Annotated in this window: 11 protein-coding genes, 1 other RNA gene and 8 pseudogenes; 14 read left to right on the top strand and 6 right to left on the bottom strand. The window is 63.0% G+C overall.

Features of this window, described 5'->3' with window-relative positions:
* Positions 1-221: 221 nt before the first annotated feature.
* Positions 222-2,426, top strand: a complete 2,205-nt coding sequence (gene ppk1, locus LN139_RS20565; protein WP_236356346.1) for a polyphosphate kinase 1 — start codon at positions 222-224, stop codon at positions 2,424-2,426.
* A gap of 59 nt (positions 2,427-2,485) precedes the next feature.
* On the opposite strand, the pseudogene ppx reads toward ppk1, so the two are convergent.
* Positions 2,486-3,987, bottom strand: a pseudogene (gene ppx, locus LN139_RS20560) (exopolyphosphatase).
* 193 nt (positions 3,988-4,180) lie between these two features.
* Here ppx and trxA point away from each other — a divergent pair.
* The 6 genes and pseudogenes from trxA (at position 4,181) to LN139_RS20530 (ending at position 9,802) form a co-directional block, all read left to right on the top strand.
* Positions 4,181-4,507 carry a thioredoxin TrxA gene (trxA, locus tag LN139_RS20555; protein ID WP_236356332.1) on the top strand — a complete coding sequence of 109 codons (327 nt, stop codon included), beginning with the start codon at positions 4,181-4,183 and terminating at the stop codon, positions 4,505-4,507.
* Positions 4,508-4,740: 233 nt separating this feature from the next.
* A pseudogene (rho, locus tag LN139_RS20550) lies at positions 4,741-5,999 on the top strand (transcription termination factor Rho).
* Positions 6,000-6,102: 103 nt separating this feature from the next.
* Positions 6,103-7,566 (top strand): annotated as a pseudogene (gene ubiD, locus LN139_RS20545) (4-hydroxy-3-polyprenylbenzoate decarboxylase).
* Positions 7,566-8,535, top strand: a pseudogene (locus LN139_RS20540) (CDP-6-deoxy-delta-3,4-glucoseen reductase). Before ubiD ends, LN139_RS20540 begins: the two co-directional pseudogenes overlap by 1 nt.
* Positions 8,536-8,662: 127 nt before the next feature.
* Positions 8,663-9,313, top strand: coding sequence for a gamma-glutamylcyclotransferase (locus tag LN139_RS20535; RefSeq protein ID WP_236356329.1), 651 nt, complete (start codon positions 8,663-8,665; stop codon positions 9,311-9,313).
* A gap of 77 nt (positions 9,314-9,390) precedes the next feature.
* A pseudogene (locus LN139_RS20530) lies at positions 9,391-9,802 on the top strand (flagellar basal body-associated protein FliL).
* A gap of 6 nt (positions 9,803-9,808) precedes the next feature.
* Here LN139_RS20530 and LN139_RS20525 read toward each other — a convergent pair.
* On the bottom strand, positions 9,809-10,258 hold the full coding sequence (locus LN139_RS20525; RefSeq protein ID WP_236356320.1) for an EVE domain-containing protein: 450 nt from the start codon (positions 10,256-10,258) through the stop codon (positions 9,809-9,811).
* A 117-nt stretch (positions 10,259-10,375) separates the two neighbouring features.
* Between LN139_RS20525 and LN139_RS20520 the strand changes: the two genes are divergently transcribed.
* Positions 10,376-10,594, top strand: a complete 219-nt coding sequence (locus tag LN139_RS20520; protein WP_236360609.1) for a hypothetical protein — start codon at positions 10,376-10,378, stop codon at positions 10,592-10,594.
* Between the two features lie 25 nt (positions 10,595-10,619).
* Here the strand turns inward: LN139_RS20520 and LN139_RS20515 are convergent.
* From LN139_RS20515 to LN139_RS20500, 4 genes and pseudogenes are all read right to left on the bottom strand, one after another.
* Positions 10,620-11,188 (bottom strand): annotated as a pseudogene (locus LN139_RS20515) (5-formyltetrahydrofolate cyclo-ligase).
* Between the two features lie 63 nt (positions 11,189-11,251).
* Positions 11,252-11,429: non-coding RNA, 6S RNA (gene ssrS / locus LN139_RS20510), on the bottom strand.
* A gap of 31 nt (positions 11,430-11,460) precedes the next feature.
* Positions 11,461-11,775 (bottom strand): cell division protein ZapA, encoded by a 315-nt coding sequence (locus tag LN139_RS20505; RefSeq protein ID WP_236356315.1) that lies wholly within the window; start codon positions 11,773-11,775, stop codon positions 11,461-11,463.
* Positions 11,772-11,981, bottom strand: a complete 210-nt coding sequence (locus LN139_RS20500; protein ID WP_097088215.1) for a TIGR02449 family protein — start codon at positions 11,979-11,981, stop codon at positions 11,772-11,774. Before LN139_RS20500 ends, LN139_RS20505 begins: the two co-directional genes overlap by 4 nt.
* A gap of 161 nt (positions 11,982-12,142) precedes the next feature.
* Here LN139_RS20500 and LN139_RS20495 point away from each other — a divergent pair, with 161 nt between their 5' ends.
* The 6 genes and pseudogenes from LN139_RS20495 to LN139_RS20470 all read left to right on the top strand — a co-directional run bounded on the left by LN139_RS20495 (position 12,143) and on the right by LN139_RS20470 (position 19,170).
* A complete protein-coding gene (locus tag LN139_RS20495) occupies positions 12,143-12,697 on the top strand; it encodes a YecA/YgfB family protein (RefSeq protein ID WP_236356311.1) in 555 nt (184 codons plus the stop codon).
* Positions 12,698-12,721: 24 nt separating this feature from the next.
* On the top strand, positions 12,722-14,050 hold the full coding sequence (gene pepP / locus LN139_RS20490; protein ID WP_236356307.1) for a Xaa-Pro aminopeptidase: 1,329 nt from the start codon (positions 12,722-12,724) through the stop codon (positions 14,048-14,050).
* Complete coding sequence (gene ubiH, locus LN139_RS20485; protein WP_236356300.1) at positions 14,047-15,243, top strand: 2-octaprenyl-6-methoxyphenyl hydroxylase; 1,197 nt, start codon at positions 14,047-14,049, stop codon at positions 15,241-15,243. Before pepP ends, ubiH begins: the two co-directional genes overlap by 4 nt.
* A 23-nt stretch (positions 15,244-15,266) precedes the next feature.
* Positions 15,267-16,490, top strand: coding sequence for a 2-octaprenyl-3-methyl-6-methoxy-1,4-benzoquinol hydroxylase (locus tag LN139_RS20480; RefSeq protein WP_236356295.1), 1,224 nt, complete (start codon positions 15,267-15,269; stop codon positions 16,488-16,490).
* A gap of 81 nt (positions 16,491-16,571) precedes the next feature.
* A pseudogene (locus tag LN139_RS20475) lies at positions 16,572-17,572 on the top strand (extracellular solute-binding protein).
* Positions 17,573-17,575: 3 nt separating this feature from the next.
* Positions 17,576-19,170 (top strand): annotated as a pseudogene (locus LN139_RS20470) (ABC transporter permease).
* The last annotated feature ends 46 nt before the right edge of the window (positions 19,171-19,216 follow it).

Below are 19,216 nucleotides of genomic sequence, written 5' to 3'. Positions count from 1 at the left end.
GGATTTCATGAAAGTGTCGAGATGTGTCAACACGTGAACAATTAAGCTGTTGCAAAGGTGTTTTTGCCTTCGTGGCCTGTCATGGCAATGTCATACAATCGTCTTATAACAGGTCGCATTTCTCATTCGCGCAGCCTTTCGGCCCGTTACCGTGCGCCGGCGGCCTCGATCCGCGCGCGTGATCATCTGTTCGAGGGGCTCTGGCCCTGCAGGGAATTCGCATGAATAATGAAGCGCTGAACGATATCGCCGCCCCAGAGGCCATTGCCGTGTTGGAACCCGTTGTCGAGCCGCCCGCCGAGGTGCCTGTCGAACCCAGTGAACCCGCCGCTCCCGCATTGGTAGTGCCGAGCCTGGATGACAGCAGCCTTTATATTCACCGCGAGCTGTCCCAGCTGCAGTTCAATATTCGCGTGCTGGAACAGGCGCTGGACGAGAGCTACCCGCTGCTGGAGCGTTTGAAGTTTCTGCTGATCTTCTCCAGCAACCTCGACGAGTTCTTCGAGATCCGCGTTGCAGGGCTGAAAAAGCAGATCAACTTCGCCCGCGAGCAAGCCAGCGCCGATGGCATCCAGCCCCACCAGGCTCTGGCGCGCATCAGCGAGCTGGTACACGTGCAGGTGCAGCGCCAGTACGCGATCCTCAACGACATTCTCCTGCCGGAGCTTGAGAAGCATCAGGTGCGCTTCATTCGTCGCCGTTACTGGACGCCCAAGATCAAGACCTGGGTACGCCGTTACTTCCGTGACGAGATCGCGCCGATCATCACGCCCATCGGCCTCGACCCAACCCACCCGTTCCCGCTGCTGGTGAACAAAAGCCTCAACTTCATCGTCGAGCTCGAAGGGGTCGACGCCTTCGGTCGCGACTCGGGCCTGGCGATCATCCCTGCACCTCGCCTGCTGCCGCGTATCATCCGCGTGCCCGAGGACGTAGGTGGCGCCGGCGACAACTACGTATTCCTTTCGTCGATGATCCACGCTCACGCCGACGACCTGTTCCAAGGCATGAAGGTCAAGGGTTGCTACCAGTTCCGCCTGACCCGTAACGCTGACCTGGCGTTGGACTCCGAAGACGTCGAAGACTTGGCCCGAGCCCTGCGCGGCGAGCTGTTCTCGCGCCGCTATGGCGATGCGGTGCGACTGGAAGTGGCCGATACCTGCCCAAAACAGCTGTCCGATTACCTGCTCAAGCAGTTCAGCCTGAGTGAGTCGGAGTTGTATCAGGTCAATGGGCCGGTCAACCTCACGCGCCTGTTCAGCATCACCGGCCTGGATAGCCACCCTGAATTGCAGCACGCACCGTTTACCCCGGCCATCCCGAAGATCCTGCAGAACAGCGAAAACATCTTCAGCACCATCAGCAAGCAGGACGTGCTGCTGCTGCACCCGTTCGAGTCCTTCACCCCGGTGATCGACCTGCTGCGCCAGGCAGCCAAAGACCCGCACGTGCTTGCGGTCCGCCAGACGCTGTACCGCAGCGGTGCAAATTCGGAGATCGTCGACGCGCTGGTAGATGCGGCCCGCAACGGCAAGGAAGTGACTGCCGTGATCGAGCTGCGTGCCCGCTTCGACGAAGAGTCCAACCTGCAATTGGCCAGCCGCCTGCAAGCGGCTGGCGCGGTCGTGATCTACGGCGTAGTGGGCTTCAAGACCCACGCCAAGATGATGCTGATCCTGCGCCGCGAGGGCGGTGAAATCGTCCGTTACGCGCATTTGGGTACGGGCAACTACCACGCGGGCAACGCGCGCCTCTACACCGACTACAGCCTGCTGACCTCCGATGATGCGCTGTGCGAAGACGTCAGCAAGTTGTTCACGCAACTGATCGGCATGGGCAAGACCCTGCGCATGAAAAAGCTGCTGCATGCGCCGTTCACCCTCAAGAAGGGCATCCTGGACATGATTGCCCGGGAAACCCAGTTCGCGCTGGAGGGCAAGCCTGCGCACATCGTGGCCAAGTGCAACTCGCTGACCGATGCCAAGGTGATCCGCGCCCTGTACAAGGCCAGCCAGGCGGGGGTTCGCATCGACCTGGTAGTGCGCGGCATGTGCTGCCTGCGCCCGGGCATCCCAGGCGTTTCGCATAACATTCAGGTGCGTTCGGTGATTGGCCGCTTCCTGGAGCACACGCGAATCTACTACTTCCAGAACGGTGGGGAGGAGCAGTTGTACCTTTCCAGCGCAGACTGGATGGAGCGTAACCTGGACAAGCGTGTGGAGACCTGCTTCCCGGTCGAGGGCAAGAAGCTGATCACGCGGGTGAAGAAGGAAATGGAGTCTGACCTTACCGACAACACCCACGCCTGGATCCTGCAGCCGGACGGTACTTACAGCCGGCAAACTCCCACCGGCAACCAGAACCCGCGTAACGCCCAGGCGGCGCTGCTCGACAAGCTGAGCCTGCAGGCGCTCATCGTGCGCTAAGTGCCTGGTTGGATCGGCGCGCCGCTCGGCGCGGCCGATCCGCTACGAGTGACGCAGCTTCAGTTCACGGTCAGTACGAAATCAACGCGCGCCAGCCACTGCGCTTCCAGGTCGAAGTCAGCCTGCGTCAGCTGGTTCTCGCTCAGCCACCCTTCCGGGAATCGAACTTCCAGGCTGTTGCCATCAGCCTTGAGCTCGACTGTGGGCATCTGCTGGGTACCGCGGATGTGGTGGAAGAGGATGGCGAAGCGCAGGAGCACGCACAGGCGTATCAACTGGATGCCTTCGTCCCCGAACTCGGAGAACTTGTCCTTGGGGATATTGCGGCGATGGCCGCGAACGAGCAGGGCAAGCATCTGCTGGTCTTCACGGGAGAAACCTGCCAGGTCGGAGTGTTCGATCAGGTAGGCGCCGTGCTTGTGGTAATGGTAGTGGGCGATGTCCAGGCCCACCTCATGCACCTTGGCAGCCCAGCTCAGCAGGTCGCGCCAGGTGCCGTCCTCGAGTGCCCAGGTGGCCGCAACCTGATCGAACGCGTGCAGGGCCTTGCGCTCGACGCGCTCGGCCTGGTCGCGGTCGACGTGGTAGCGGTCCATCAACGAGTTGAGGGTGCGCTCGCGCACATCCTCGTGCTGGTGGCGGCCCATCAGGTCGTAGAGCACCCCTTCACGCAGCGCGCCTTCGCAGTGGTCCATGCGCTGCACGGCCAGCGCGTCGAAAATGGCTTCGAGAATCGCCAGGCCTGCCGGGAAAATGCTGCGGCGGTCGGGCTTGATACCGTCGAAGTCGATCTTTTCCACGTCGCCGAGCTTGAACAGCTTGCGTTCGAGCCAGCCCAGGCCGTCGGATGTGATTTCTCCGGTGGTCTGGCCGCCAGCTTTCAGTGCAGCGCCAATGGCGCGAATGGTGCCGGACGAGCCGATACCTTCATCCCAGCCCAGCCGATGCACAGCGGTTTCGATGTTCATGATTTCAAGGCGCGCGGCCGTATACGCCTGGGCGTAGCGGGCCGGGGTGATCTTGCCATCGCGGAAATAACGCTGAGTGAAGCTCACGCAGCCCATTTGCAGGCTCTCGCGCATCAAGGGTTCGAAACGCTGGCCAATGATGAACTCGGTGCTGCCGCCGCCGATATCGGCAACGAGGCGCTTGCCGGGGGTGTCGGCCAGGGTGTGGGATACGCCGAGGTAGATCAGGCGCGCTTCCTCGCGGCCCGAGATGACCTCTACCGGGTGCCCGAGAATCGCTTCGGCGCGGACGATGAACTCATTGCGGTTGCGGGCCTCGCGCAGCGCGTTGGTGCCGACGATGCGAACGGCCCCCAATGGCAGGCCATTGATCAGTTGCGCGAAGCGCTTGAGGCAGTCGAGGCCGCGCTGCATCGCCTCTTCGCTGAGCAGGCGCTGGTCGTCGATGCCTGCGGCCAGTTGCACTTCTCGCCCAGCCGCTCGAGGATGCGAATATCGCCCTGATGAGGCTTGGCGACCACCATGTGGAAGCTGTTCGAGCCCAGGTCGATTGCGGCGACCAGGGACAGGTTCTTGACTTTTAAAGGTGGCATGGCGGGGCGTTCTCTGTGGGCCAGGCGGCCATCCTGCCATTTTCTGGCGGCAGCGCCAATGCGTGGGCGTGGGGAGCATGCGTTGTATCAACGGTGTCGATAGTGACTGTCAATCATGCAAGCCTTCCGGCTTCAGGCTTGGCCAGCTATGATGGCTTCACTTTTTTCGAATATGTTGACCACGGAGACACTCATGAGCGACAAAATCAAGCACGTCACCGACGCCAGCTTCGAAGCTGATGTGCTGAAGGCACAGGGCCCTGTGCTGGTCGATTATTGGGCTGAATGGTGCGGCCCGTGCAAGATGATCGCACCGGTTCTTGACGAAATTGCCTCTACTTACGAAGGCAAGGTCACCGTTGCCAAACTGAACATCGACGAAAACCAGGACACCCCCGCCAAGCACGGCGTGCGCGGTATCCCGACGCTGATGCTGTTCAAGAACGGCGAAGTGGCGGCCACCAAGGTGGGCGCACTGTCGAAGTCGCAACTCGCGGCTTTCCTCGACGCCAACATCTAAGCTGCAATTGCCGCTTGAAATATAGCCTCGCAAAATGCGGGGCTATTTTTTTGCAACGCTGGACGCGCCTATGCTCCGGTGTTAAATTCGGGTTCGCGCTGTCATCTTCAGTGCCCTTCGCTAGTCGCCGCCGACACATTCCAAGTCGAATACCCGCGATCCTGTCGCCTTCCCGGCGCGGCCTTTCCTGAGCCCAACGCTTAATCCCTCCATCCAGAACACGTCACTCCTCTATGAACCTCACTGAACTCAAGCAAAAGCCGATTACCGATCTGCTCGAAATGGCCGAACAGATGGGCATCGAAAACATGGCCCGTTCGCGCAAGCAGGACGTGATCTTCTCCCTTTGAAGAAGCACGCCAAAAGCGGTGAGGAAATCTCCGGTGACGGCGTGCTGGAAATCCTCCAGGATGGCTTCGGCTTCCTGCGCTCGGCCGACGCTTCGTACCTGGCCGGGCCCGATGACATCTACGTATCCCCCAGCCAGATTCGCCGGTTCAACCTGCGTACGGGCGATACCATCGTCGGCAAGATTCGCCCGCCGAAAGAAGGCGAGCGTTACTTCGCACTGCTCAAGGTCGACTCGATCAACTTCGACCGCCCCGAGAACGCGAAGAACAAGATCCTGTTCGAAAACCTGACGCCGCTGTTCCCGAACAAGCGCTTGAAGATGGAAGCCGGCAACGGTTCCACCGAAGACCTTACCGGCCGCGTCATCGACCTCTGCGCGCCTATCGGCAAGGGCCAGCGTGGCCTGATCGTCGCACCGCCCAAGGCCGGTAAAACGATCATGCTGCAGAACATCGCGGCCAACATTACCCGCAACAACCCAGAGTGCCACTTGATCGTCCTGCTGATCGACGAGCGCCCGGAAGAAGTGACCGAGATGCAGCGCACCGTGCGCGGCGAAGTGGTCGCCTCTACCTTCGACGAGCCGCCGACCCGCCACGTACAAGTGGCCGAAATGGTCATCGAGAAGGCCAAGCGCCTGGTCGAGCACAAGAAGGACGTGGTTATCCTGCTCGACTCCATCACTCGCCTGGCGCGTGCCTACAACACCGTGATCCCAAGCTCCGGCAAGGTGCTCACCGGTGGTGTCGATGCCCATGCGCTCGAGAAGCCCAAGCGCTTCTTCGGCGCCGCCCGTAACATCGAGGAAGGCGGTTCGCTGACCATCATCGCCACCGCGCTGGTCGAAACCGGCTCGAAGATGGATGAAGTCATCTACGAAGAGTTCAAGGGTACCGGCAACATGGAGCTGCCGCTTGACCGTCGCATTTCCGAGAAGCGCGTGTTCCCGGCCATCAACATCAACCGCTCCGGCACTCGCCGTGAAGAGTTGCTGACTGCCGATGACGAGCTGCAGCGCATCTGGATCCTGCGCAAGCTGCTGCACCCGATGGATGAGGTGGCCGCGATCGAGTTCCTGATCGACAAGCTCAAGCAAACCAAGACCAACGACGAGTTCTTCCTGTCGATGAAGCGCAAGTAAACACTGCTTGCCGCTTTGAAAATGGCGCCCCCATCGGGCGCCATTTTTTTTAGCAGGTGCTAACAGGTAGGATATAGCCCTCAATCTGTCAGTGGCGTGGCCAATGGAATTCAAGGACCTTCGGGACTTCGTGCAACAGCTGGAACAGCGCGGCGCTCTCAAACGCATTCAGGTGCCGGTGTCCCCGGTGCTGGAAATGACCGAAATCTGCGACCGTACCCTGCGCCGCAAGGGCCCTGCGCTGCTGTTCGAAAACCCGGTGGGCCACTCGATGCCGGTGCTGGGCAACCTGTTCGGTACCCCAGAGCGGGTGGCGTTGGGCATGGGCGCTGAAGACGTCGGCGAGCTGCGTGAAATCGGCAAGCTGCTGGCGTTTCTGAAAGAGCCTGAGCCACCTGAAGGCTTGCGGGATGCCTGGTCGAAGCTGCCCATTTTCAAGAAGATCATCTCGATGGCGCCCAAGGTGCTCAAGGATGCGCCTTGCCATGAGGTAGTGCTCGAAGGCGATGATGTCGACCTGGGCAAGTTGCCGATCCAGCACTGCTGGCCAGGCGATGTGGCACCGCTGATCACCTGGGGGCTGACTGTCACCAAAGGGCCCAACAAGGACCGGCAGAACCTGGGTATCTATCGCCAGCAGGTGATTGCTCGCAACAAGGTGATCATGCGCTGGTTGAGCCATCGAGGCGGCGCGCTGGATTATCGTGAGTGGTGCGAAAAGCATCCCGGCGAGCCTTTTCCAGTGGCCGTCGCCCTCGGTGCCGACCCGGCTACCATTCTCGGCGCAGTCACGCCCGTTCCCGACTCGCTGTCCGAATACGCCTTTGCCGGCCTGCTTCGCGGGCACCGCACCGAGCTGGTCAAATGCCGCGGTAACCAGCTGCAGGTACCCGCCAGCGCCGAGATCGTGCTTGAAGGGGTCATCCACCCCGGTGAGATGGCGCCCGAAGGGCCCTATGGCGACCACACCGGTTACTACAACGAAGTCGACAGCTTCCCTGTGTTCACCGTGGAGCGCATCACTCATCGGCGCAACCCGATCTATCACAGCACCTACACCGGTCGGCCGCCGGATGAGCCTGCCATTCTCGGTGTGGCGTTGAACGAGGTGTTCGTGCCGATCCTGCAGAAGCAGTTCCCGGAAATCACCGACTTCTACCTGCCCCCGAAGGCTGCTCCTACCGCATGGCGGTGGTGACGATGAAAAAGCAGTACCCTGGCCATGCCAAGCGCGTGATGTTGGGTGTGTGGTCGTTTTTACGTCAATTCATGTATACGAAGTTCGTTATCGTTACCGATGACGACATCAATGCCCGCGATTGGAACGATGTGATCTGGGCGGTGACCACGCGCATGGACCCCAAGCGTGACACCGTGATGATCGACAATACCCCGATCGACTATCTGGACTTCGCTTCCCCTGTTTCCGGGCTGGGCTCGAAAATGGGCTCGATGCCACTCATAAGTGGCCGGGCGAAACCAGCCGCGAGTGGGGCGGGTAATCGTCAAGGACGACGCGGTCACTCGGCGCGTCGACGAACTCTGGAACCAGTTGGGAATCGACTGATGCGCGTGACCTTGCAGCCCTCCGGGGCGGTATTGGAGGCCCTGCCGGGCGAAACCATTCTGGCGGCTGCCCAGCGCCTGGGCCATGAATGCCCCAACAGCTGCCGCAACGGCAATTGCCACGTATGCGCGGCGTTGCTGGTGGAAGGCACTGTGCGCCAGGACGGTGAAGTTCGCGACCATGGCGAGTTCTGATGCCTGCATCGCGCAGCCGCTGGAGGACTGCGTGGTGCTATGGGACGGCGTACTTGCGTTGGGCGAGCTGCCTGCGCGCGCTTACGGTTGCCAGGTCAGCGAATGCGTGCCGGTGGGGGGCGATGTGTGGCGGGTAGGCCTGCGCGCCCCTGCGGGCAGGCTGCCAAGGTATCACGCCGGGCAATACTCGATGATCGAGCGCGATGGCGGCGGGCAGTCGGCGTTTTCACTGGCGTCTTCGCCGCACGCCGGCCGCGAGCTCGAGCTACATGTGCTGGGCCGCGAGCCGAGCGCCAAGGCATTGCTGGCGCAGCTTCAGCGCGACGGCAACGCGCGGGTACATCTGCCCTATGGGGACACGCACCTGGCCGAGCTGCCTGGCGGCCCACTGGTGTTGATTGCCGCCGGTACCGGCATGGCGCAGATGCAGAGCCTGATCGAACATTGCCGCGAGCACGGTTTTCACCACCCCGTGCACCTGTACTGGGGCGTACGGCGGCCTGAAGACTTCTACCGCCTGGAGCACTGGGCGCAGTGGGAGAGCACCCCCAATCTCTACCTGCACAAGGTGGTCAGCGATCTGTGCGGCTGGGAAGGGCGCTGCGGCCTGTTGCATGAAGCCGTGCGCGAGGACATCCCGGAGTTGGCGGGTGTGCATGTCTACGCCAGCGGCTCGCCGAATATGGTCTATGCCACGCTCGATGCACTGGTGGAGGCAGGCATGGACGCCCACCAGATGCGCGCCGATGTATTCGCCTACGCGCCACGTACCTGAATAACCTTATACCGCACAGGTGCTTGCCAGGCAGGCAGGCACTGCCGTACGGTAAAGCCAGAGGAACTTGCTTTGGCTTGAAGTGTATAGCGCCCGCCGTTATGCACGGGGATATTAGGTTCGCGTCATGTCGTCCATCGAACCCACCGCGCTTTGCCGGCCAGCCTATCCACCGCTGCTGGATTTCGGCCCTCAGCAGACTGACGAACAACTGGCTCGCTCACTGGAGCAGACCATGCGGCTGCACGATGGCGGCCCGGTGTGGCTGTTCGCATACGGCTCGTTGATCTGGCGGCCGGAGTGCAGCAGTGTCGAGCGCCAGCGTGCGCGGGTGTTCGGGTATCACCGTGGGCTTTACCTATGGTCCCACGAGCATCGTGGTACGCCCACCCAGCCGGGGCTGGTGTTCGGCCTGGACCGAGGTGGCTCTTGCAGTGGCTTTGCCTTCCGCTTGCCTGAGGAAGGGCTGGAGCAGGCCCTGCTGGCCCTCTGGCGCCGGGAGATGCCCTATCCCTCCTATCGCCCGCACTGGTTGAGTTGCCGATTGGAAGACGGGACGCGAGTCAGGGCTCTGGGCTTTGTGCTTGAGCGCCACCTGCCGTGTTACGCGGGCAACCTGCCCGATGACCTGCTGCTGCAGATACTGGCAAGTGCCTGCGGCCGCTATGGTACTACTCGTGACTATGTGGAGCAGACCATTGCCGCGCTGCGCAGCCACGCCATGCCCGACCTGCCACTCGAAGCTCGCATCAGGCGCTGCCTGGCCGCTAAGGCTTGAGCGCGGGCGGCCGATAAGCTCCTGTATGTTTTTGCGCCTGCCGCTATGCTTGGCGCATCTATCAAGGAGTCGACCACGTGAAAGCCTGGACCCTGCTGTTTCTCGCCCTGGCCCTGCCGGCCGGCGCCTTCGCCGAAGAAGGCGGGAAAGAAGCCAATGCCAACAAAGTGACCTACTACAGTTTCAACCCGCCGTTCGTGGGCAACTACGCACTCGACGGTGGCCCGCGCCTGCATGTTTACCGAAGCGGACATCGCGGTAAAGGTCACCGGTGCCGAGGCCGAGGCGGCTGTGAAGCATCACGAGCCCTTGATCCGTAACCAATTGGTGCAGCTGTTCACCCAACAGACCACCGAAGCGATGAGCACCATGGAAGGTAAAGAGAAGCTCCGCCAGGAAGCGCTCAAGCAAACTCAGCAAGTGCTCAACGACGAAGAGGGCAAGCCAATCGTCGAAGACCTGCTGTTCAACAACCTCATCGTTCAATAAGGCGGCTCAGGCCAGCGCCAACACCGCTTGCCACTGCGCTTCGGTCACTGGCATCACCGACAGGCGGCTGCCTTTTTGCACCAGTGGCAACTCGGCGAGTGCGCTCTGCTGCTTCAGCGTTGCCAGCTCGATAACCTGCCTGAAGCTCTGCACATGCTCGACATCCAGAGCGCTCCAGGGGTTCTTCTCCAGGCTGGCTTTCGGGTCGTGGTAGTGGCTGGTGGGGTCTAGCGCCGTGGGGTCGGGGTAGGCAGCTGCAGTGATGCGCGCGATACCCGCAATGCCCGGTTGCGGGCAACTGGAGTGGTAGAAAAAGAAAGTATCGCCCGGCTGCATCGCCCGCAGAAAGTTGCGGGCCTGGTAGTTGCGCACGCCGTCCCAACGGGCTGTGCCGAGCCTGGCCAGGGATTCGATGGACAGCTCGTCGGGTTCTGATTTCATCAGCCAATGGGCCATGCTGGAACGTCCTTTGCTTTGGAATGGGGGCTGCGCTGGCAAGGCAATTCGCCAGCTCAGAAATAACCGACGGTTGGTCGGAAACTGCGTTTGCGCCAGGGGAACTCTTGGCGGAGAATGCGCGCGATTTTGGATCAACTGCACCACGAAGGTGAAGTTGCCAGTGATCTTCTCGATGCCTGGAGGGGGCAAACGATGCGTCGTAAACCGGATATGTTGTGGGTGTTGGTCTTGTTGTTCGGTTTGGGCATTGTCACCACCGGGTATGCACAGAGCCTCTGGGGCAAAGGCAGCCAGTCGCGGCTTGAGGCCAACTACTCAGTGCCGCTGCGCTAAGGCGCCGGTACTTTTCCCACAGCGCTCAAGCCAGATACCAGCGCCGGTCGGTCAAGGTGCCGGCCAGCGGTACATCCCAGCTGGCTTGCGCCAGCTTGTCGACGCGCTGGCATTCATGCGCCAGCCCCAGCAGCACCGGCTTGTGCCATTGCTGCCGGCGTGCCCGATACGCAAGGCTCCTGTCATAGAAGCCGCCCCCATTCCCAGCCGGCCACCGGCATCGTCGAACCCCACCAAAGGCAGCAGGATAAGGTCCAGTGCCCAGATGGCGCGTTGCCGCTTGGGCGTAATGACAGGTTCGGGAATGCCGAAACGGTTGCGCCGCAGCCGCTCACCCGCATCGATGCGCTGGAAGCGCATGTGGGTACGCGGCCAGGCGCTCAGTACGGGCAGGTAAGTACGTTTGCCACGCTTCTGCGCTGCGCGCAGCAAGGGGCGAGGATCGATTTCACCGTCGTTGGGCAGGTACAGGGCAATGTGTTTGGCGCGGCGAAACAGCGGGTGCTGAGCCAACTGCCGGTAGAGCCCCAAGGCAGCACTGCGCTGCTGGGCTGAGCCAAGCGCCTTGCGGGCATTGCGTAGTTGGCGGCGCAGTTGCGCGCGAGAAAGGGGGCAGCTTCGATCATGGGCGAGACGGCCCCGGCCTGTTCGAGAATGGGGCTCCCCGACGAACCGCTGTCGGTGTAGCCCTTGAACCCGAAAGTTCAAGGTGGAGGTTACAGGAGGCTTTAAGGCTTTCCGTCGAGCGGACATGCACACCAGCCTAACGTGTAACTTCCGTGGTTGTGCGTATCGGCTCAGGGACATAACCGACTGGCGCATACTTCAGGGAGCGAGAGGGAGTATATCGCAATGCGCCGCCGGATTCAGCCCTTGGGCTCCTGGTCGGGAGCCAGGGCCAGGTCGACGCGCTCGAGCAGGCTGCGCACCTGATCACGAGTTGCGCCGCTGGCCGGCAACTCGGGGCTGTCCTTGCGGTTGAGCAGGTCGTGGGCAATGTTCAATGCGGCCATTACCGCAATGCGCTCGCCGCCGATCACTTTGCCGCCGCTGCGGATCTCGCGCATCTTCCCATCCAGGTAGCGTGCGGCCGCCAGCAGGTTGCCGCGCTCCTGAGGCGGGCACATGATCGAATACTCTTTGTCGAGGATCTGCACGGTCACGCTATTGCTCGAACTCATGAATCTTGCTCCAGGGCCTTGAGGCGGGAAATCATCGATTCCACTTTGCGCCTTGCGATTTCGTTCTTCTCGATCAGTTGGGCGCGCTCTTCACGCCAGTGCTTCTCTTGCGCAAGCAATTGGCTGTTCTGCCGCTTGAGGTGCTCGACGCGGTCGATCAGGCGTTCGAGCCTGTCCATCAATTCTTGCAGGTCGTTCTGTTCCATGGGGTGCGTGGCAGTCCTGAAAATGGGGCGTCCGAACGAATGAAGACCTGAGGATAGCCACGGCGTTCCACCTTGGCCCCGGTCATGGTCTTGGCTTACCTGCCGGTGTAGGATACAGGGCCATCATTCTAGACATTGCGCTGCCTGGCGCCTAGCTGCCCATGACGACCCCCAATTCGCCCTACCAAGCCTTCGCCACGCTGCTCTCGGCGGCTGGCCATCCCGTTTCGCCCGCCGAGTTGCATGGCCTGCTGCTGGGCCGCTGCTGCGCCGGTTCAGGCTTCGAGGCAGATGCCTGGCTGGCAGACGCCGCCGAGCTGCTGGCTGCCGAACCCGCAGACAACATCCGCCAGGCGCTGCTTGGCCTGCTGGAGATGGTCAAGACCGAACTCAGCGGTGACGACGTCACCGTCGTCCTGCTGCTGCCCAATGACGACGCCCCGTTGCGCGAGCGCGCCGCTGCCCTGGGCCAGTGGTGTCAAGGCTTTCTGGGCGGGTTCGGCCTGATCGCCGGCGACCGGGCCCTGAGCGGCGATGCGCGCGAAGTGCTGCAGGATCTTGCCGCCATCGCTCAGGTGCAGGACGCTCTCGAAGAGTCCGAAGACGGCGAGGGCGACTACATGGAGGTGATGGAATACCTGCGTGTGGCGCCGCTGCTGCTGTTCACCGAGTTGGCCAAGCCCGAGCCGGCCCAGCCGAAACCTTCCCTGCACTGATCGACGGGAGTACACCGCCTGCCCATGGTTCAGATACCCAAGCCCGAATACGCGCGCCGGCGCAAGGCGCTGATGGAACAGATGGTGCCTAACAGCATCGCCATCCTCCCCGCCGCCGCCGTGGCCATCCGCAACCGTGACGTTGAGCATGTGTATCGCCAGGACAGCGACTTCCAGTACCTGAGCGGCTTCCCCGAGCCTGAGTCGGTGATCGCCTTGATCCCGGGGCGAGAGCACGGCGAGTATGTGCTGTTCTGCCGCGAGCGCGATCCTGAGCGCGAGCTGTGGGATGGCCTGCGCGCCGGCCAGGATGGTGCCATCGAGCGTTTTGGTGCCGACGATGCATTCCCCATCACCGACATCGACGACATCCTCCCCGGCCTGATCGAGGGCCGCGAGCGTGTGTATACGGCAATGGGCAGCAACCCTGAATTCGACCGCCGGTTGATGGAGTGGATCAACACCATCCGCGCCAAGGCCAGGCTGGGCGCGCAACCGCCGAACGAATTCGTTGCGCTCGACCATTTGCTGCACGATATGCGCCTGTACAAATCCGCCGCCGAGGTGAAAGTGATGCGCGAAGCCGCAGCCATCTCCGCCCGCGCGCATGTGCGTGCCATGCAGGCGGCCCGGCCGGGGCTTCACGAGTACAGCCTGGAAGCGGAGCTGGATTACGAATTCCGCCGCGGCGGTGCTCGCATGCCGGCATACGGGTCGATCGTCGCCGCCGGCCGCAATGCGTGCATCCTGCATTACCAGGAAAACAACGCCGCGCTCAAGAATGGTGACCTGGTGCTGATCGACGCCGGCTGCGAGATCGATTGCTACGCCAGCGACATCACCCGCACATTCCCGGTCGGCGGCCGTTTTTCTCCCGAGCAACGGGCGATCTACGAGCTGGTGCTGGCGGCCCAGGAGGCCGCGTTCGCCGAGATTGCACCCGGCAAGCATTGGAACCAGGCACACGAAGCGACCGTGCGCGTGATAACCGAAGGCCTTGTACGCCTTGGGCTGCTGGAAGGTAGCGTCGATGCGCTGATCGAGGCCGACGCCCACCGCGAGTTCTACATGCACCGCGCCGGCCACTGGTTGGGCATGGACGTGCATGATGTAGGCGAATACAAGGTTGGCGGTGAGTGGCGCGTGCTGGAGCCCGGCATGGCGCTGACGGTCGAGCCGGGCATTTACATCTCACCCAGCAACACCCGCGTTGCGAAGAAGTGGCGCGGCATCGGTGTGCGCATCGAGGACGATGTTGTGGTTACCCGCCAAGGTTGCGAAATCCTCACCAGCGGCGTGCCTAAGTCGGTCGAGCAAGTCGAGGCCTTGATGGCGGAGGGGAGGGCGCAGTGAGCCGTTTCGATATCGCGATCATCGGCGGCGGGTTGGTCGGCGCCAGCCTGGCGCTGCTGCTGCAAGCGCAGGCCAAGGCGCGCGGCTGGTCGATCCTGATGGTCGAGCCTTATGCGCCCGGCGACAGTTACCAGCCCAGTTACGACGCACGCAGTTCAGCCCTGGCGTATGGCTCGCGGCTGATCTACGAGCGGCTCGGCCTCTGGCAGGCGATCAGTGAGCGCAGCGCGGCCATCGAACAGATTCACGTCTCCGAGCAGGGCCGGCTCGGCGCAGCACGGCTCAACGCGGCCCAGCAGGGCGTGCATGCCCTTGGCTATGTGGTGGAGAACGCCTGGCTAGGGCACTGCCTGTGGCAGGCACTCGACCCAGACGTAGTGCAGTGGCGCTGCCCGGCGCAGGTGGAACGGCTGGAGGCCTGCGAAAGCGGCTATCGGCTGACCCTCGACGACGAGTCGCAGGTTATCTGCGGGTTGGCGGTGCTGGCAGACGGGGGCCGCTCGGGCTTGCGCGAGCAATTGGGTATTGCCGTGGCCACCACGCCTTACCAGCAGACCGCGCTGATCGCCAACGTGTCGTTCAGCCAAGGCCATGCTGGCCAGGCGTTCGAGCGCTTCACGCGGGATGGCCCACTGGCGCTGCTGCCGATGCCTGAGGGCCGTTGTGCGCTGGTGTGGACCCGCAAACCCGCCGAGGCCAAGCGCCTGTTGGCCCTGCCCGAACGTGAATTCATCAGCCAGTTGCAGCAGGCGTTCGGCTATCGCCTGGGTGCTCTGCGCCAGCTCGGCGCTCGCCATGCCTATCCACTGGCCCTGGTGGAGGCGCAAGAGCAGGCACGCCCGCACCTGGCAGTGCTGGGTAATGCCGCACACAGCTTGCATCCCATCGCCGGGCAAGGCTTCAACCTGTCGTTGCGCGATGCTTATGCGCTGGCGCAGGCATTGGCCGCCAGCGAACAGGCCCCCGGGTGCTTCTCGACCCTCCAGGCCTGGCAGGCAGCGCAGCACCGTGACCAGTTGATCACGGTCGGTTTCTCCGATCAGGTCACGCGGCTGTTCTCCAGCTCCGCACGGGGCCTCGCCGGCGCCAGGGGTGCGGGCCTGTTGGCGTTGGACCTGCTCCCTCCTGCAAAACAGGCTTTCGCACGCCTTGCCATGGGCTTGGGCACTCGGCCAGGGTTCGCCCTGGGATGAACACATTGGATAGAGACGCAGGCATGCAGACAGACGCCCAGGTCACGATCGTCGGCGCGGGCATGGTCGGCAGCGCTCTTGCACTGGCATTGCGTAACAGCGGCTTGAGCGTGGTGCTGATCGATGCGAGCCCGTTACAGCCACAGCCGTTCGACCCTGCCGCGGCCTTCGAGCCACGGGTCAGCGCCCTGTCGGCCGCCAGCCAGCGAATGTTCGAACGCCTCGGGGCGTGGGCCGGCATGCAGAGCCGCCGCGTGAGCCCTTACACCGACATGCGTGTGTGGGACGGCAGCGGTACCGGCTCGATTCATTTCAGCGCCGAGTCGGTGCATGCCCCGATGCTGGGTCATATCGTCGAGAACCGCGTGGTTCAAGATGCGCTGCTGGAGCAACTGCTGGGCAGCGATATCAAATTGATACCGGATGCCCGCCTTGAGCAGCTGCGCCACTCCGGTGATGGCTGGCTGCTTACCCTGAGCAATGGCCAAGCGGTGCGCACGCCTCTGGTGGTCGCCGCCGATGGCGCCAACTCCGCCGTGCGCCGCCTGGCCGGCTGCCCGACCCGCGAGTGGGATTACCTTCACCACGCCATCGTGACCAGTGTGCGCACTGAACGCCTGCATCAGGCGACTGCCTGGCAGCGCTTCGCCGATGACGGCCCGCTGGCTTTCCTTCCATTGGCGCACCCTGCGGGCGAGCATTGGAGCTCGATCGTCTGGTCGACTACGCCCGACCAGGCCCAGGCGCTGATGGCGATGGATGACCAGGCCTTCGCCGCTGCACTCTCGCGCGCTTTCGAAGCGCGCCTGGGCCCTGTGCTCGCTGCCGATCCCAGGCTCTGCGTGCCGCTGCGCCAACGCCATGCCAAGCGCTACGTGCAGCCGGGCCTGGCGCTGATCGGCGACGCGGCCCATACCATCCACCCGCTGGCAGGCCAGGGGGTGAACCTTGGCCTGCTCGATGCTGCGGTGCTGGCCGAAGAGTTGCTGCACGCTCGGCAGCGTGGCGAGCGATTGGCGGATGTGAAGGTGCTGGAGCGTTACGAGCGCCGCCGCATGCCGCACAACCTCGCGTTGATGGCCGCGATGGAGGGCTTCGAGCGCCTGTTCCAGGCCGATTCGCTGCCGCTGCGCTGGTTGCGTAACACTGGGCTCAAATGGGTGCAGGCGCTCCCGGATGCCAAGGCTTTGTTCGTGCGCCAGGCTTTGGGCCTGAGTGGCGACCTGCCGGAGTTGGCCAAGCCGTAACATCCGGTAACTGGTTAGCTTTGTCTGGGAAAATGAGATTGCCTATCATCCGGCCTCCGTTTTCCTAGCGAGGCTCTGCCCATGTCGGCATGCACCCGTCTTCTGGCTTCCATTGCCCTGCTGGCGTGTTCTGCGCTGGCCCAGGCCGCCGACGAGGTGGTGGTGTACTCCTCACGTATCGATGAGCTGATCAAGCCGGTCTTCGACGCCTACACGGCGCGCACGGGTGTGAAGGTCAGCTTCATTACCGACAAGGAAGCGCCGCTCATGCAGCGCATCAAGGCCGAAGGCGAGCATGCCAAGGCTGATCTGCTGCTTACCGTCGATGCCGGCAACCTCTGGCAGGCCGAGCAGATGGGCATCCTGCAGCCGTTCGATTCGAAGGTGATCGACGCCAACATCCCGCCTCAGTACCGTGCGGCTAGCCATGCCTGGACCGGCCTGAGCCTGCGCGCCCGCACCATCGCCTACTCCACCGAGCGCGTTCAGCCCGCCGAGCTGTCCACCTATGAGGCCTTGGCAGGCAAGGCCTGGGAAGGGCGGCTGTGCCTGCGCACTGCCAAAAAGGTCTACAACCAGTCGCTCACCGCCACCTTGATCGAAACCCATGGCGCCGAGCAGGCCGAGAAACTCTCAAGGGCTGGGTGAACAACCTGTCCACCGATGTGTTCTCCGACGACATCGCAGTGCTTCAGGCTATCGCAGCAGGCCAGTGCGACGTCGGCATCGTCAACAGCTACTACTACGGGCGCTTGCACGAGCAAGACCCGTCGATGCCAGTGAAGCTTTACTGGCCGAACCAGGCTGACCGAGGCGTGCACGTCAACCTTTCCGGTATCGGCCTGACCCGCTACGCTCCGCACCCGGAGGCCGCCAAGGCACTGGTGGAGTGGATGACCGGGCCGGAGGCGCAGGCGATTTTCGCAGGCGTCAATCAGGAATTCCCCGCCAACCCGGCCGTGCCGCCTTCGGCTGAGGTCGCCAGTTGGGGAACGTTCAAGGCCGACACATTGCCCGTCGAGGTTGCCGGCCGCCGCCAGGCCGAGGCCATCCGCATGATGGACCGCGCGGGCTGGAACTGACCCTTGCCACCAAGCAGGCGTAGCCATTGGTGGCTGATCGCCGCAGCGGCAGCCGCCCTGGTGGTGCTACCGCTGAGCGTGCTGGCCTTGAGCTGGCAAAGCATCGACCACGAAATCTGGGCTCATCTCTGGAGCACTCAATTACCGCGCTTGCTGGGTAACACGCTGGTGCTGGTAGTGGGCGTTGGGGTGGGTGTCACTGTGCTCGGGGTGAGCCTGGCGTGGCTCACCGCATTGTGCGAATTCCCTGGCAGGCGCTGGCTCGACTGGGCCTTGATGCTGCCGTTCGCGATCCCTGCCTATGTGCTGGCCTTTGTCTTCGTCGGCCTGTTCGACTTCGCAGGCCCTGTGCAAAGCCTTTGGCGTGAGTGGTTCGGCAGCGGGCTGCGCTTTCCCCGAGTGCGCTCCACCGGCGGGGTGATTCTCGTGCTGGTGCTGGTGTTCTACCCCTACGTCTACCTGCTGGCGCGCACAGCATTCCTGTCCCAGGGCGAGGGCTGATGGAAGCGGCGCGTTCACTGGGCCATTCTCCGTGGCGTGCGTTCGCCAGCGTCGGCCTGCCGATGGCGCGGCCGGCCATCGGCGCAGGCGTGGGCCTGGCGCTGATGGAAACCCTCGCCGATTTCGGTGCCGTGTCGGTCTTCAACTTCGACACCTTCACCACTGCCATCTACAAGACGTGGTACGGCTTCTTCAGCCTGAGCACGGCCGCACAACTGGCGAGCCTGTTGTTGCTGATGGTGATGCTGATGCTCTACGGGGAGCGTGCAACCCGCCGCAACATCGGCGTCGGGCAGGAGCGCGTGCGTACTCAGCCGCTGTATCGCTTGAGGGGCTGGCGCGCGCTGTTGGCCAGCGGCTGGTGCCTTCTGGTGTTTGGCTGTGCGTTCGTTATTCCGTTGCTGCAACTGCTGGTGTGGGTGTGGCAGCGCGGGCGGTTCGACCTGGATGAGCGCTATCTGGCCTTGGTCGCTCACACGCTGTCGCTGGGGGCGGTGGCTGCCGTTGTGACGGTCGCAGTGGCCTTGCTGCTCGCCTTCGCCCGGCGCCTCACACCCGGGCGTGGCATGGGCGCCCTGGTGGGCCTGGCAAATCTGGGGTATGCGCTGCCGGGGTCGGTGCTGGCGGTCTCGATCATGCTCGCGTTCAGTTACCTGGACCGGGTACTGGTGATCCCTCTGGCCGGGCGCGCCTGGTTATTGGGCAGCCTCGGTGCGCTGGTGCTGGCCTATCTCGTGCGGTTTCTGGCAGTGGCCCATGGGCCACTGGAGCATGCACTGTCGCGTATCAAACCGTCGTTGCCGGAAGCCGCTCGCAGCCTTGGCGTGAGCGGTGCGCCGCTGCTTCGCCGGGTTTACCTGCCGCTGCTGTTACCCGGCGCCCTGAGCGCTGGCCTGCTGGTGTTCGTCGACGTTCTGAAGGAAATGCCGGCTACCCTGCTCATGCGCTCCTTTGGCTGGGACACGCTGGCAGTAGAAGTATTTGAAATGACCAGTGAAGGAGAGTGGGCGCGCGCCGCGTTGCCTGCGTTGTCGCTGGTATTGGTGGGGCTGCTGCCGGTCATCGGCCTGATTCGCCGCTCCGCGCGGCTGCATTGAGGTGCCTCGCTGGCCGCTTGCGGCTACAATGCGCGGCAAAAAAAGG

The sequence above is a fragment of the Pseudomonas sp. KNUC1026 genome, assembly GCF_021650705.1.
GTDB lineage: Bacteria > Pseudomonadota > Gammaproteobacteria > Pseudomonadales > Pseudomonadaceae > Aquipseudomonas.
Note: the sequence above shows the minus strand (reverse complement) of the source record. Positions and strands in the feature narration are given on the sequence as shown.

Bases quoted from the DNA above. Each gene is read 5' to 3' on its own strand.
- LN139_RS20520 (WP_236360609.1), top strand. From the start codon at position 10,376: ATGCGCGCGATTTTGGATCAACTGCACCACGAAGGTGAAGTTGCCAGT.
- LN139_RS20500 (WP_097088215.1), bottom strand. From the start codon at position 11,981: ATGGAACAGAACGACCTGCAAGAATTGATGGACAGGCTCGAACGCCTG.
- ppk1 (WP_236356346.1), top strand. From the start codon at position 222: ATGAATAATGAAGCGCTGAACGATATCGCCGCCCCAGAGGCCATTGCC.
- LN139_RS20495 (WP_236356311.1), top strand. From the start codon at position 12,143: ATGACGACCCCCAATTCGCCCTACCAAGCCTTCGCCACGCTGCTCTCG.
- LN139_RS20505 (WP_236356315.1), bottom strand. From the start codon at position 11,775: ATGAGTTCGAGCAATAGCGTGACCGTGCAGATCCTCGACAAAGAGTAT.
- LN139_RS20480 (WP_236356295.1), top strand. From the start codon at position 15,267: ATGCAGACAGACGCCCAGGTCACGATCGTCGGCGCGGGCATGGTCGGC.
- LN139_RS20535 (WP_236356329.1), top strand. From the start codon at position 8,663: ATGTCGTCCATCGAACCCACCGCGCTTTGCCGGCCAGCCTATCCACCG.
- pepP (WP_236356307.1), top strand. From the start codon at position 12,722: ATGGTTCAGATACCCAAGCCCGAATACGCGCGCCGGCGCAAGGCGCTG.
- LN139_RS20525 (WP_236356320.1), bottom strand. From the start codon at position 10,258: ATGGCCCATTGGCTGATGAAATCAGAACCCGACGAGCTGTCCATCGAA.
- trxA (WP_236356332.1), top strand. From the start codon at position 4,181: ATGAGCGACAAAATCAAGCACGTCACCGACGCCAGCTTCGAAGCTGAT.